This is a genomic window from Micromonospora sp. ATLC16 (assembly GCF_057196645.1).
On record NZ_JBXUOW010000001.1, the window covers coordinates 272565 to 286320 of the forward strand.

14 protein-coding genes are annotated in these 13756 nt (G+C 72.0%); 11 read left to right on the forward strand and 3 right to left on the reverse strand.

Translation table 11 applies throughout. The annotated features are described in order from the left end of the window. Nucleotides 1-22: 22 nt before the first annotated feature. The 4 genes from AC2CHE_RS01320 (at nt 23) to thpR (ending at nt 3057) form a co-directional block, all read left to right on the forward strand. Nucleotides 23-472 (forward strand): MarR family winged helix-turn-helix transcriptional regulator, encoded by a 450-nt coding sequence (locus AC2CHE_RS01320; protein ID WP_484503004.1) that lies wholly within the window; start codon nt 23-25, stop codon nt 470-472. Between the two features lie 81 nt (nt 473-553). Beyond that, nucleotides 554-1831 (forward strand): MFS transporter, encoded by a 1278-nt coding sequence (locus tag AC2CHE_RS01325; protein ID WP_484503005.1) that lies wholly within the window; start codon nt 554-556, stop codon nt 1829-1831. A 99-nt stretch (nt 1832-1930) separates the two neighbouring features. Next, nucleotides 1931-2437, forward strand: coding sequence for a hypothetical protein (locus tag AC2CHE_RS01330; RefSeq protein ID WP_484503006.1), 507 nt, complete (start codon nt 1931-1933; stop codon nt 2435-2437). A 17-nt stretch (nt 2438-2454) separates the two neighbouring features. Then, on the forward strand, nt 2455-3057 hold the full coding sequence (gene thpR, locus AC2CHE_RS01335) for an RNA 2',3'-cyclic phosphodiesterase (RefSeq protein WP_484503007.1): 603 nt from the start codon (nt 2455-2457) through the stop codon (nt 3055-3057). A gap of 314 nt (nt 3058-3371) precedes the next feature. Here thpR and sepH read toward each other — a convergent pair whose 3' ends face one another. The 3 genes from sepH to AC2CHE_RS01350 form a co-directional block, all read right to left on the reverse strand. Beyond that, nucleotides 3372-4454, reverse strand: a complete 1083-nt coding sequence (sepH, locus tag AC2CHE_RS01340) for a septation protein SepH (protein ID WP_484503008.1) — start codon at nt 4452-4454, stop codon at nt 3372-3374. Nucleotides 4455-4705: 251 nt separating this feature from the next. After that, complete coding sequence (gene serC, locus AC2CHE_RS01345; protein WP_484503009.1) at nt 4706-5833, reverse strand: phosphoserine transaminase; 1128 nt, start codon at nt 5831-5833, stop codon at nt 4706-4708. A gap of 357 nt (nt 5834-6190) precedes the next feature. Beyond that, nucleotides 6191-7297: a citrate synthase 2 gene (locus AC2CHE_RS01350; RefSeq protein ID WP_484503010.1), complete on the reverse strand. Its 1107-nt coding sequence runs from the start codon at nt 7295-7297 to the stop codon at nt 6191-6193. A 254-nt stretch (nt 7298-7551) separates the two neighbouring features. On the opposite strand from AC2CHE_RS01350, the gene pdxH reads away from it, so the two are divergent. The 7 genes from pdxH (at nt 7552) to AC2CHE_RS01385 (ending at nt 13628) form a co-directional block, all read left to right on the forward strand. Beyond that, the gene (gene pdxH, locus AC2CHE_RS01355; RefSeq protein WP_484503011.1) at nt 7552-8205 is read left to right on the forward strand and encodes a pyridoxamine 5'-phosphate oxidase; all 654 of its coding nucleotides are present in this window, start codon (nt 7552-7554) and stop codon (nt 8203-8205) included. Further along, the gene (locus tag AC2CHE_RS01360) at nt 8202-9542 is read left to right on the forward strand and encodes an MFS transporter (RefSeq protein WP_484503012.1); all 1341 of its coding nucleotides are present in this window, start codon (nt 8202-8204) and stop codon (nt 9540-9542) included. Before pdxH ends, AC2CHE_RS01360 begins: the two co-directional genes overlap by 4 nt. Nucleotides 9543-9552: 10 nt before the next feature. Further along, nucleotides 9553-10482: an aldose 1-epimerase family protein gene (locus AC2CHE_RS01365; protein WP_484503013.1), complete on the forward strand. Its 930-nt coding sequence runs from the start codon at nt 9553-9555 to the stop codon at nt 10480-10482. Between the two features lie 41 nt (nt 10483-10523). Next, nucleotides 10524-11126, forward strand: a complete 603-nt coding sequence (locus AC2CHE_RS01370) for a nitroreductase family protein (RefSeq protein ID WP_484503014.1) — start codon at nt 10524-10526, stop codon at nt 11124-11126. Between the two features lie 188 nt (nt 11127-11314). After that, nucleotides 11315-11620 carry a type II toxin-antitoxin system VapB family antitoxin gene (locus AC2CHE_RS01375; protein ID WP_111214238.1) on the forward strand — a complete coding sequence of 102 codons (306 nt, stop codon included), beginning with the start codon at nt 11315-11317 and terminating at the stop codon, nt 11618-11620. Then, on the forward strand, nt 11617-12777 hold the full coding sequence (locus AC2CHE_RS01380; protein WP_484503015.1) for an acyl-CoA dehydrogenase family protein: 1161 nt from the start codon (nt 11617-11619) through the stop codon (nt 12775-12777). Before AC2CHE_RS01375 ends, AC2CHE_RS01380 begins: the two co-directional genes overlap by 4 nt. 98 nt (nt 12778-12875) lie before the next feature. Next, nucleotides 12876-13628, forward strand: a complete 753-nt coding sequence (locus AC2CHE_RS01385; RefSeq protein ID WP_484503016.1) for a DUF4230 domain-containing protein — start codon at nt 12876-12878, stop codon at nt 13626-13628. The last annotated feature ends 128 nt before the right edge of the window (nt 13629-13756 follow it).

Genomic DNA, 13756 nt, shown 5'->3' on the forward strand with positions numbered 1-13756 from the left:
CTCATTAGTTAGGCTAACGATCGTGACGGAGCGGACGGTGACGGCTCAGAGCGTGCCACCGGCGCAACTGGCCCTCCAGTTGCGTGATGCGATCACCCGGTTGAACCGGCGGGTCCGTCAGGCCCGGCCGGTTGGTGACCTCACAGTCACCCAACTGTCCGCGCTCACCAGCCTTCGGCTGGCGGGCGCGCTCACGCCGCGGGAACTCGCCGACGTCGAACGGGTGCAGCCACCGACGATGACAAAGATCGTCGCGAAGCTGGAGGAGCGTGGCCTCGTGCAGCGCACCCCGCACCCGACCGACGGCCGGCAGGTCATCCTCGCGACGACCGAGGGGGGCCGGGCCGTGCTCGACCAGTTCGAGCGGGTCCGGGACGAGTGGCTGGCTCGCCGGCTGGCCGAGCTGAGTGACACCGACCGGGAGACCCTGCAACGGGCCGCGGAGATCCTTCAGCGAATCTCCCGCGCCTGACGCCGCGCACACCGGGTGTGCGCCTCGCGCCGTGCCGTCCGTCGTTGACGACGCGTACGACCGCGAGGAGGCGCACCAAGAGTGCAGGCAAGGCTGAGCACGATGTTCCAGTCCCTAGAGGTCCGCAACTACCGGCTCTTCGCATCCGGGCAACTGATCAAGCTGATCGGTGTCTGGATGATGTTCATCGCCCAGGACTGGCTGGTCCTCGAGCTTTCCGGCGACTCGGCCACCGCGCTCGGCGTGGTCGTCGCTCTCCAGTTCACGCCCGTACTGCTGCTCACACTGCTCTCCGGTCGGCTCGCCGACCGGTACGACAAGCGGAGGCTCCTGTTCATCGCCGACGCGTTCTGGACCGTGCTGTCGCTGGCCATGAGCGTGCTGGTTCTCACCGATCTGGTTCAGCTCTGGCACGTCTTCGTCTTCGCCGCCCTGCTCGGTGCGGCCAAGGCGATGGAGACCCCGGTACGCCAGGCGTTCGTCTCCGAGCTGGTCGGCACGGCACTGCTGCCCAACGCGCTCTCACTCAACTCGGCGGTGTTCAACTCGGCCCGGATCGTCGGCCCGGCCGTGGCCGGCCTGGCCATCGCCGTCTTCGACGTCGGGCCGGTCTTCCTCGTCACCGCGCTCAGCTCGATCGCGCCGCTGGTCATGGTGATCCGGATGCGGTCGACCGAACTGCACCGGGAGCCGTTGCCGGCGCGTGGCGAGCGGGCCGCCGCGACCGTGCTCGACGGGCTGCGCTACGTCGCCCGCCGCCCCGACCTGCTGCTCCCGATGGTGGTGATGTCGGTGATCGGGATGTCGTTGTTCAACTTCCAGCTGACGCTGGCGGCCCTGGCGAAGACCGTCTTCAACACCGGGGCGGCCTCGTTCGGCCTGTTCAGCACCACGCTCGCGGCCGGCGCGCTGGTCGGCGCGCTGGCCGGGACCGGGCGGCGGAGCCGACCCTCGGTGTGGTTGGTGCTGGGTGCCGCGATCGGCTGCGCCACCTTCGGCACGCTCGTCGGGCTGGCCCCGGCGTACTGGATGGTGGTCGCCCTGCTGCCGCCGACCGGCTTCTTCATGGTCTACTTCGCCCAGGCGGCGAACCAGCGGGTGCAACTCGGCACCGACGCCGCGTTCCGTGGCCGGGTGATGGCGCTGTGGGTGCTGGTGTTCCTCGGCACCAACCCGGTCGGCGCGCCGATCATCGGCTGGGCCGCGGAGACCTTCGGTGCCGGCGCCAGTATCTGGGCCGGTGGCCTGCTCTCGCTGACCACCGCGCTGCTGGCGCTGGCCTGGCAGCTACGCCGGGCCGGTGCCCGACTGCGGTTCCGCGTTCTGCCACTGCCGCGCTTCTACGTCACCGAGATGTGACGAGTTTCTGCTGCCGGCCGCGCCCGCTGCGAACCGCCCCAGCCGGGCGAATGCCGAAAATCGGTTACCTGACGCCACGCAGCCGCATAGCTTCGATGGGTGGAGGTCCTACGCTTACTGCTCCTGGCCTTGGCACTGGCCGCCGTGGTTCTCGTGCCGATGCTTGTCGCGCTGGTCATCTGCACCGACGAGGTCGTCGACCGGCTGACCTGCCGGTACGGCGAGTGGCGACAGCGGCGCCGGGATCGGCGTCTGATCGTCCGGTTGAACGAGGCCGTCGACGCGGTCGCGGCCTCCGACCGGATCGACCTCGACGCGCTCGACCGCTCGGAGCGGCGGCCGCTGGAACAGATCGCCGCCGACCTGCGGTGCCTGCGCAGGGACCGGGCCGGCGGCAGCAGACCGGTGGTGTGGCACAGCGACGTGCTCGACGCGTACGACGATCGGCTTCGGCTGGCCTGCCATGCGCTGGGCATCACCGAGCATCTCGCCGCGTTGTCCGGTCTGGACCGGCAGATCGAACGGGTACGGGTCGAGGCCGAGCTGGACGCCGCCGGCCTACGGCTGCCGGCCGCCCGCCCCGAGCAACCCGAGCGGAACCACTGACTGCCATCCTGTGACAGGTGCGACTCTTCATCGCGATCTACCCACCGGTCGAGGCCATCGCGCACCTGACCACCCGGTTGGCCAGGTCACGCCTGGCGGCGGCCTCGGCCGCCGGCACGAACGTCCGGCTGGTCGACCCGACCACGGCCCACCTCACACTCGCCTTCCTCGGCGAGGTCGACCCCACCCGGCTGGCCGAGCTGCGGCAGGTCCTCTCACGCGCCGTGACGGCTGCCCACGGCGGTGCTGCGGCGGAGGCGCCCACCGGGTGCGACGGCCCGCCGGTGCTGCGGCTGGGCGGTGGCGGTCGATTCGGCTGGGGCCGCAACACCGTGCTCTGGGTCGACGTGCACGGCGACGTCACCCGTCTGGGGGCGCTGGCCGGTGCCGTACGCAACGCACTGACCGCCGCCGGGTTTTCCGGCGACGAGAAGCCGTTCCGGCCGCACCTGACCATCGCCCGTCCGGGCGACCGGCTGCCGCACGCCGACATCGAGGCGGACCTGGCAGCCCTCGACGACCACCTCGGCCCGCCCTGGCCGGTCGAGGAACTGGTGCTCATGCGGAGCCAGCCCGGACCCCCGTCGCGCCATCACCGGCTCGCCGCCTGGCCCCTCTGACAGCCTGGAGTGAGCACCTCGCGCTCTCTGGGTGACCGTGTCCAGCTTCGGCGACGGCGTCCGGCCGGGATGCGGGCGGCGGGTGAACTCGGCGATGAGTCGCCGGGTCACGCTCGGAGCGAGCAGCGCGTCGCCAGCGGAGACCACCCGGATCGCGGCGATGAGGTCGGCCGGTGCCGGTGGCTGCCTCTCCGACCGTGGTCAACCCGTCGGTAGCCCGACACCCTCGGGGGGGCGCGTTGGACTGATGTCCCGACAGGAAGTGCAAGATCGGTGCGGTGAGGGAGGTGCGGCGAGGCGCGAGGCGGGGTGGATCAGGACGACTCGCGGGCGGCGGGACCGGTGCCGAAGAGGACGTCGTCCCAGCTGGGAAGGCGCTTGCGCGGCTTGCCGCCGGCTTCGTTGGACTCGGAGCCGCCGGCGGCCGGCGCGTTGGTCCGGCGGGGACGCAGCACCGCCAACGAGGGCACGGCCGGCACCTCCTTGGGCGCGTCCGCGTCGTCGTCGAAGGCCGAGCCCTGGCCGCCGCCGAGCAGCGCCGCAGCGCCCCCGGCGACCGCCCGCTGGCGCTGCGCGTCCGGACCGCCGGCGAGAGCGGCCGGTGAGCGCGGTTCGAGACCACGGCCCGAGGTCGAGCCGAGTGGCCGGTCGAGGGAGGCGAGCAGGGCGTCGCGGCCGGCTCGGATCGGGTCACGACCCGAGCGCCCCGGCTCGGCGGGCGACGGCAGCCCGTGCCCACCCCGGCTCGGCTCGCCGCGTGACGGGCCGGGCAGGGCGTGGCCACCCCGCTCCGGTGCTGGTTCCTGGCCGAGGATCGGCGTCGGGCGCTCGGCGCACAGATATTGCGCCATGTCGTCGTGTGGGGTGACCGACTGCCGGGCCTTGTCCAGATCCCAGACCGCCTGCGCGGTGGCCTTGCCGGACGGCCAGGTCGCGACGATCCGCCAGGTGCCGTCGTCGCGCCGCCACGCGTCCCAAGAGATCTTCTCGGTGTCGATCCCGTGCTGCGCGAGCCGACCGTTGACCACCTCGGCCAGCGGCGTCGGCTTCTCGGCGCCCCTGAGCCGGGTGCGCCGGGCGTGCTGGGCGAGCATCGCGCGCTCCTGGAGCACCGGCCCGGCGTAGCGGAGCACCCGGTCGACCGGGACACCGGCGATCCGGGCGACGTCCTCAGCGGACTCTCCGGAGCGGATCCGGGCCTGGATGTCCCGAGGAGACAGCGAGGGCACCGGATCGGCGGCGGCCGGCGCCACCGCGAGCGTGGGGGCTCCCGGCTCGGTGTGCAGCGCTCCGGCGACACGCTCGTCCAACGGCAGGGCGAGCAGTCGCCCGACCTCGTCGGTGAGCACCAGAGCCTGGCCGTCCTCGGAGAGGGCGACGAAGCGTACTGGGCGCATCGCGTTGCCTCCGTCCCGCTTCGCTGGCCGTACGCCACGAGCCGGCCACCCGTGGCGTTGCGCTCCACGGTACGCCCATCCGCCCCCCGGTGGGAGACGCCACGCCCGGGTAAGCGGCGGATCCGCCTGCTCCGACGCTGTGTCGCGGGTCAGCTGTCGACGGCCGACAGTGGTGTGGTACACGGTCCGAAGTGGTGCGGGCCCGGCTCCCCGAGCGGGGTGCCGGGCCCGTGGTAAGGCCGGGTCGGCGCTCAGAGCCGCTCGACGACGTAGTCGATCGACGCGGTCAGCGCCTCGACGTCGGTCGGCTCGACGGCCGGGAAGAGCGCGACCCGCAGCTGGTTGCGGCCCAGCTTCCGGTACGGCTCGGTGTCGACGATGCCGTTGGCGCGCAGCGCCTTGGCGATCGCCCCGGCGTCCACTCCGTCGGCGAAGTCGATGGTGGCGACCACGTTGGAGCGCAGCGCCGGGTCGGTGACGAACGGCGTGGCGAAGGGCGAGCGCTCCGCCCAGCCGTAGACGATCGAGGCGCTCTCGGCGGTGCGCTTGGCCGCCCAGGCCAGACCCCCCTGGGAGTTCATCCAGTCGGTCTGTTCCGCGGCAAGGAAGACGGTCGCCAGCGCTGGGGTGTTGTACGTCTGCTCCAGCCGCGAGTTGTCGATGGCGGTGACCAGATCCAGGAACGCCGGGATGTACCGCCCCGAGGCCTTGACCTCGGCGGCCCGCTCCAGCGCGGCCGGCGACATCAGGGCCAGCCAGAGCCCGCCGTCGGAGCCGAAGCACTTCTGCGGGGCGAAGTAGTACACGTCGGTCTCGGCCACGTTGACATCGAGCCCACCGGCGCCGGAGGTGGCGTCGACAAGCAGCAACGAGCCCGGGTCCGCGCCGGCTACCCGGCCGATCGGCACCGCCACGCCGGTCGAGGTCTCGTTGTGCGGGGTGGCGTAGACGTCCACGCCCGCCTCGGCGGCCAGGGCCGGGGCGCTGCCCGCCTCGGACTTGCGGACCGTCGGCTCGCCGAGGAAGGGCGCGTCCTTGACGGCCTTGGCGAACTTGGCACCGAACTCGCCGAAGCTGGCGAACTGGGCCCGGTCGCGGATCAGGCCGAACGTGGCGACCTCCCAGAAGGCGGTGGTGCCACCGTTGCCGATGATCACCTCGTAGCCCTCGGGGAGGGAGAAGAACTGGGCGATGCCGGAGCGCAACCTGGCCACCTGATCGCGGACGGTCTTCTGCCGGTGCGAGGTGCCCAGGTAGCCCGTGGCCACCTCGGCGAGCGCGGAGACCGCCGCCGGACGGACCTTGGACGGCCCGCAGCCGAATCGGCCGTCGGCGGGCTTGATCTCGTCGGGAATCCGGATGGTCGGTGCGTCAGCCACGGTCTTGAAGATCCTTCCGAATGGGCGAGGCGGGCCCGGTCCACGCCGGTGCGGATCGAGGACGCCGTGCGTACGCCCGCACGGTGCGGTCAGGGGATCCGGGCCCCGGTCCGGCGACACTGCCGATCCTCATCCTCGCACCAGCGCCACCCCGACCGGCCGCTGGTCCCACGGCCGGGCCTGAGTCCTGCACCACATCGCCCGCAACCAGCGGACGAACCGCGAGCGGGATACACCGGTGCTCCGCTGCTCGTGCTGATGCCGGGCGGGACGTGGCGTCGCGGAGACCTCGGCTGGTCGGCCGAGATCTCCGCGCTCCGTCAGTAAGGGCTCCTGCCGCACCTGAGGCGGCACGTCTCAGACGTCATGGGGGACGGCGTCCCAGCCGTCGACCTCGTGCGGCTTGCGGGTGCCCGGACCCACGTAGCGGGCCGAGGGGCGGACCAGCCGCTGGAGCTTCTTCTGCTCCAGGATGTGCGCGCTCCAGCCGCCCATCCGGGCACAGGTGAACATGGAGGTGAACATGTGCGCCGGAACCTCGGCGAAGTCGAGCACCACGGCGGACCAGAACTCGACGTTGGTGGCGAGCACCCGGTCCGGCCGGCGGGCCTGCAACTCGGCGAGGGCGGCCTTCTCCAGGGCCTCGGCGACCTCGAAGCGCGGAGCACCCAGCTCCCGGGCGGTGCGGCGGAGCACTCGGGCGCGTGGATCCTCGGCCCGGTAGACCCGGTGCCCGAAGCCCATCAGCCGCTCACGCCGGTCGAGTACGCCCTTGACGTAGCCCTCCGCGTCACCGCTGCGCTCGACCGCCTCCAGCATGGTCAGCACCCGCGACGGCGCGCCACCGTGCAGCGGGCCGGAGAGCGCACCGATGCCGGAGGAGATGCAGGCGGCGGCGTCCGCTCCGGTGGAGGCGACGATCCGGGCGGTGAAGGTGGAGGCGTTCAGGCCGTGCTCGGCGGCCGAGATGAAGTACGCGTCGACGGCCTTGACGTGCCGAGGGTCGGGTTCGCCGCGCCACCGCTTCATGAAGCGCTCGACGACCGTCTCCGCCTTGTCGATCTCCTTCTGTGGGACCGCCGGCAGCCCGAGGCCGCGAGCGGACTGGGCGACGAAGGAGAGCGCGGTGACCGACACCCGGGCAAGGTCCGCGCGGGCCTGCTCGTCGGAGATGTCCAGCAACTGCTGCAAGCCCCAGTACGGAGCGAGCATGGCCACGGCGGACTGGACGTCGACCCGGATGTCGCCGGAGTGCACCGGCACCGGGAACGGCTCGGCCGGCGGTAGGCCCGGGCCGAAGCGGCCGTCGACCAGCAGCGCCCAGACGTTGCCGAAGGAGACCTGGCCGATCAGGTCCTCGATGTCGACCCCGCGATAGCGCAGCGCGCCACCTTCGCGGTCGGGCTCGGCGATCTCGGTTTCGAAGGCTACGACGCCCTCAAGTCCGGGTTTGAAATCGGCCATCTCACTGCTCCTGGTGTGTGGTCGGTGCGCCCGCCCGGGCTCGGTGTCCCGGCCCCGGCCGGGTGAGCGCCTTAGGCGACCCTCAGGGATGTGTTCGTGACATCTTGCCTGCTGGTGGCCGGGTGCGCGAGACGCTGTCGATGTGCTGCTGGCGACATCCCGCTTGTCAGGCCCCTTCCGGCACGGATAAGACTGGGCCGGACGGGCTGGTCGGCGGGCGCGTACCGGCCCGACGGGGGAGGAGCGGGAACGTGATGGGGGACACACCGGTGCCAGCCGGGATGCGGCACGAGTACGCCGCCGATTCCGGCCTGGCGGAGAGCGAGCTGGCCGCCGACTGGCATGCCCAGTTCGACAGGTGGTTCGCCGACGCGGTCGCCGCCGAGTTGCCCGAGCCGAACGCCATGGTGTTCGGCACCGCCGACGCCGCCGGGCGGCCGAGCGCGCGGACGGTGCTGCTCAAGGGGTACGACCCGGAGGGGTTCGTGCTGTTCACCAACTACGGCTCCCGCAAGGGCGCCGAGGTGGCCGCCAACCCGTACGCCAGCCTGCTCTTTCCCTGGTTCCCGATGCAGCGGCAGGTGATCGTCGCCGGTCCGGTGGAACGAGTCGACCGGGCGGAGACGGAGGCGTACTTCGCCAGCCGGCCGCGTGGCTCGCAGCTCGGCGCCTGGGCCAGCGCCCAGTCGTCGGTGCTGCCGGACCGGGTCGCCCTCGACGAGGCCTACCGGGCCGCGGCCGAGCGCTTCGTCGACGTGGACCCGATCCCCGCCCCGCCGGACTGGGGCGGGTTGCGGGTGCGCCCGGACTCGGTGGAGTTCTGGCAGGGCCGGGCCAGCCGGCTGCACGACCGGCTGCGGTTCCGGCGTGCCGGCGCGGGCTGGGTCGTGGAGCGGCTGGCACCGTGACCGTCGGCAGCACCGACCGGCCGCGCGAGCAGCGCCGCTGGGCGATCGATCTGCGCCCGCTGCGGGTGCCGGCGTACCGGCGGCTCTGGGCCGGCAACGCCATCGCGATGTTCGGCTTCCAGTTCACCGCCGTGGCGGTGCCGGTGGAGATGTACGCGTTGACCGAGGACTCCCTCTGGGTCGGTCTGCTCGGCGTCGCCGCCTTCGTACCGCTGCTGGTCTTCGGGCTCTGGGGTGGCGCGGTCGCCGACGCCGTCGACCGGCGACGGGTGCTGCTGGGTGGCTCGGCCCTGCTCTGGGTCGCCGTGCTGGGGCTGCTGGCCCAGGCGCTGCTCGGAGTCGGCAGCCCGGTCCTGCTGCTGACCCTGGTGGCGCTGAGTTCGGTGGCGTTCGCGATCTCCGGACCGGCCCGTGGGGCGCTCGTGGCCCGGCTGGTCCCGACCGAGCTGGTGCCGGCGGCCACCACGTTGAACTTCACCACCGCCATGGCCACCGCGGTCCTCGGGCCGCTGGCCGCCGGACTGATCCTGGCGATCTGGGACCTCGGGGTGGCGCTGCCGGTCGCGTACGCCGTGGACGCGACGCTGCTCGCCGCGCTGGTCTGGGCGGTACTACGGTTGCCGGCCATGCCGCCGGAGCCCGATCCGGACGGCGGTCCCCGGCAGGTGGGGCTGCGCAGCGTCGTCGACGGCGTGCGGTACCTGGCCGGCAGCCCGGTGCTGCTGCTCTCCTTCGCCATCGACCTGATCGCGATGGTCTTCGCCTTCCCACGGGCCCTCTTTCCCGAGGTGGCCGCCGAACGGTTCGGTGGCGGCGCGGCGACGGGCTGGCTCTACAGCTCCATCGCGATCGGCTCACTGCTCGCCGGCCTGGTGTCGGGTTGGATCGGCCAGGTCCGTCGGCAGGGTCTGGTGCTGGTGCTCGCCGTGGTGGGCTGGGGCGTCGCGGTGGCGCTGGCCGGGCTGGCCGGGCAACTCTGGCTGGTGGTGCTGCTGCTGGTGGTGGCCGGCGCCGCCGACCTGGTCAGCTCGGTGGTGCGGCAGTCGATGCTGTTGATCTACGCACCGGACCGGATGCGCGGCCGACTCCAGGGCGTCAACACCGTCGTGGTGGCCGGCGGTCCGCGTCTGGGTGACCTGCGGGCCGGCGCCATGGCGGCGGGATTCGGCAGTGGGGTGGCCTGGATAGGTGGCGGTGTCGCGGCGGCGGTGCTCGCGGTGCTGCTGGCCGTGGCCTTCCCGGCGCTGACCCGGTACCGGCCGCCGAGCGGAGCGGGCGGGCGCCAGCACGACGAGGGCCGTGGACCGCGGCGAGCGGGCAATGGCGTCGGCGGCTAGGGTCTGGCGAATGGACAGCCGCGATCCGCTTCCCCTGTCGGGAGCCCAGTGGAGCATCTCCGCCGCCGGTCACGAGGCGGTCATCGTCGAGTCTGGCGGCGGGCTCCGCGCCTACCGCCAGGACGGGGTCGAGCATCTCGACGGGTACGCCACCGACGAGGTGTGCCCGGGCTCGGCGGGGCAGGTGCTGGCCCCCTGGCCGAACCGGATCCGCGACGGCGTGTACACCTTCGGCGGGCAGTCCAGGCAGCTGAATCTGACCGAGCCGGAGCGGCACAACGCCATCCACGGCCTGGTCAACTGGGTGTCGTGGCACCTCATCGAGCAGCAGCCGGACGAGGTCACGGTCGGCTACGACCTGCTGCCGCAGCCCGGTTACCCGTGGCCGCTGCGGCTGCGTACCAGGTGGAGCGTGAGCGCCGACGGGCTGCGCGCCGAGCACGACGTCACGAACGTCGGCACCGAGACGGTGCCCTTCGGTTTCTCCGTGCACCCGTACCTGCAACTGCCGGGGGTGCCCGTGGAGGACATCGCCCTGCGCGTACCCGGCCGGACCCGGCTGCTGCTGGACGGTCGGTTGCTGCCGGTCGGCGCGGCCGTGGTGACCGGCACCGAGTACGACTACACCGAGCCACGGCGCATCGGTGAGGCCGTCCTGGATCTCGCCTTCGGGCAGGTGAATCGGGACGCCGACGGTGGTTCCTCGGTGACTCTGACCGGGCCGGACTCCTCGGCCGGGCTACGGATCTGGGCCGACGACCAGTTCGGTTGGTGGCAGGTCTTCACCGGGGACACGCTGACCGGCGAGCGGTTCCGCCGGTCGGTCGCGGTGGAGCCGATGACCTGCCCACCGGACGCCTTCCGCTCCGGCCGGGATCTCATCACTCTGGCCCCGGGCGACACCTGGCGCGGGAGTTGGGGCATCCGGCCCGGTGTCTGAGCGTCCGGCCAGGGACCGGGCAGGCAAGTGAGGAGTACGGCGTGGAGTTCGCGGAGGTGGTCCGGCGGCGCCGGATGGTGCGCAACTACGACCCGGACCGGCCGGTCCCGCCGGAGGTGGTGGAGCGGCTGCTGGAGCACGCGGTACGGGCCCCGTCGGCCGGCTTCTCCCAGGGGTGGGGTTTCCTGGTGCTGGAGTCGCCGGAGGACCGGGAGCGGTTCTGGGCGGCCAGCACCCCCGAGGGCGGCGGGATGCAGCGTTGGCTGACCGGCATGCGTAGGGCGCCGCTGATCGTGGTGCCGCACGCCAACCGCTCGGTCTACCTGGAGCGGTACGCGGAGCCGGACAAGGGCTGGGCGGACCGGTCGACGGATCGATGGCCGGTGCCCTACTGGTACGTCGACACCGGTTTCGCCGCGCTGCTGATGATGCTCACCGCCGTTGACGAAGGGCTGGGCTCCTGTTTCTTCGGCATTCCGCCGCAGCGGTTGGCGTCCTATCGGGAGGCGTTCGGTGTGCCGGAGGCGTACCACCCGATCGGCGCCCTAACTGTCGGTTATCGGGCCGCCGACCATCGGTCACCATCGCTGCGTCGTGGCCGCCGTCCCGTGGACGAGGTCGTCCGGCGGGGGCGGTGGACCTGACCCGAACCGGTGGTCCCGTCCGGTTGAGAACCGGACGACTGGTGGCGAAACTGGCATCAGGGAGCAGAACGTGAGGTGCGGGGTCCGGCTACGCTGGCACGGTCATCGGCGCCGTAGGTCAAAGCGCCATGCCGCGACCCGGCCCGGCGTCGTGGTACCGGCCGGCCAGGGGAGGGGAGCGTGCCGTCGTGATCTTCAGAGCGGTCCGGGACGGGCGTCCCTATCCGGAACACAACCTGACGCTGAAGCAGTGGGCGGAGATTCCGCCCCGCCCGCTGCGCCTGGATCAGCTCATCACCACCAAGCGCGAGCTGGCGCTGGACAAGCTCCTCGCCGAGGACTCCACCTTCTACGGTGACCTGTTCCCACACGTCGTGCAGTGGAACGGCGGTCTCTACCTGGAAGACGGCCTGCACCGGGCGCTGCGTGCCGCGCTGCAACAGCGCAACCAGATTCACGCGCGGGTGCTCGTGCTCGCCGAGGCGGTCGAGTGACCCCGGTTGACCTGCTCGACCTGGATGCGTCGCTGGCCGAGGAGGAGCGGGCGATCCGCGCCGTCGTGCGCCGGGTGGTCGACGATCTGGTCCGTCCGCACGTCGCCGGCTGGTACGAGGCCGGTCACGTGCCGGCCCGCGAACTGGCCCGCGAGTTCGGCAGGCTCGGCCTGCTCGGTATGCATCTGACCGGGTACGGCTGCGCCGGCTCGACGGCCGTCGCGTACGGGCTGGCCTGCCTGGAACTGGAGGCCGGCGACTCCGGCGTCCGGTCGCTGGTCTCGGTGCAGGGTTCGCTGGCCATGTACGCGATCTGGCGCTACGGCAGCGAGGAGCAGAAGCGGCGTTGGCTGCCGGCGATGGCGGCCGGCGAGGCGATCGGCTCGTTCGGACTGACCGAGCCGGACCACGGCTCCGACCCGGCCTCGATGGCCACCCGGGCGCGCCGGGACGGCGACGACTGGGTGCTCGACGGCAGCAAGATGTGGATCACCAATGCGCCGATTGCCGAGGTGACGGTGATCTGGGCACGCACCGACTCCGGTGTGCGGGGCTTCGTCGTACCGATGGACACGCCCGGGGTGACGGCGCGGGAGATCACCCGGAAGATGTCGTTGCGGGCGTCGCTGACCGGGGAGATCTCCCTCGACGACGTCCGGCTGCCGGCGGACGCGCAACTGCCCGAGGCGACCGGCTTGAAGGCGCCGCTGAGCTGCCTGACCGAGGCCCGGCACGGCATCGTCTGGGGTGCCCTCGGCGCGGCCCGCGACTGCCTGGAGACCGCGCTGACGTACGCGACGACCCGCACCCAGTTCGGTCGGCCGCTGGCCGGTTTCCAGCTCACCCAGGCCAAGCTGGCCGACATGGCGGTCGAGTGGAACAAGGGCTATCTGCTGGCTCTCCAGCTCGGCCGGCTGGCCGACGCCGGAAAGCTGCGCCCGGAGCAGGTCAGCGTCGGCAAGCTGAACAACGTGCGGGAGGCGTTGGCCATCGCCCGGCAGTGCCGGACCATCCTCGGCGCCAACGGGGTTTCCGGGGACTATCCGGTGATGCGGCACGCCAACAACCTGGAGAGCGTGCTGACCTACGAGGGAACCTCGGAGATCCACCAGTTGGTGGTCGGGCAGCGGCTCACCGGGGTCTCGGCGTTCACCTGACCCTGGCCGGGTTCATCTGACGGGCTCGACGAGCGGCTGTCGTACGTTGGGCTTACCGTCATCTACAGAGACCGCGTCTGACGAGGACGGTGAGGGCGATGGCACGCGACGGCGACATCAACGATCCCACCAGCACGTCGCCCGACCACGGGTCGGGCGACGTGCTCACGGATGCTCCGGACACACCACCGCAGACCCCGCAGTCGGGTGGCGGAGCGGTCCGTGCCCTGCTCTGGGTGCTCGGCGCCGCGGCGCTCGCGGTGGTGGTGCTGCTCGGCGTGCAGACCGTCGGGATCCTGCCCGAGTTCCGCAACCCGTTCACCAAGGAACAGACCGACCGCACGCAGCCGGCGCTGCTCGAGTCGATGCAGGATCTCAGCCGCTACGTGGCCGCCGAGGGCAATTTCCAGGTCGTGGTCGACCTGCAGAACGACCGGCGCAACGTGCCGGACTGGCTGCTCAACCAGCGGACCCTGTTCGTCGGGTCGGGCAGCGTCGAGGCGTACGTCGACTTCGGCACGCTCACCGAGGGGGCGATCGTGCAGTCGGCCGACGGGAAGTCGGTCGAGATCAAGCTGCCGGCGCCGCAACTGGCCGAGACCAACCTCGACCTGGAGAAAAGTTACGTCTTCGCGGAGGAGCGCGGCCTGCTCAACCGCGTCGGTGACCTGATCGGCGGTGACCCGAACCGGCAGCAGGAGGTCTACCGGCTGGCCGAGGACCGGATCACCGCGGCGGCCCGGGACAGCGGCCTGAACGCCCGCGCCGAGGAGAACACCCGCAAGATGCTGGAAGGGCTGCTCCGCTCGCTCGGCTTCGAACAGGTCAGCGTCAGCTACATCGCCCCCTGACCGCCCCCACCCCCTGCTCCGCGCACCGCGGAGCAGGCGGCAACTTCAGGGTTGTCGCTGGATCCGGCGCCGGTTGCAGCAACAACCCGGAAGGTGCGCCCCTGGCGGCGGGGTGTTGCGGGTGGCGG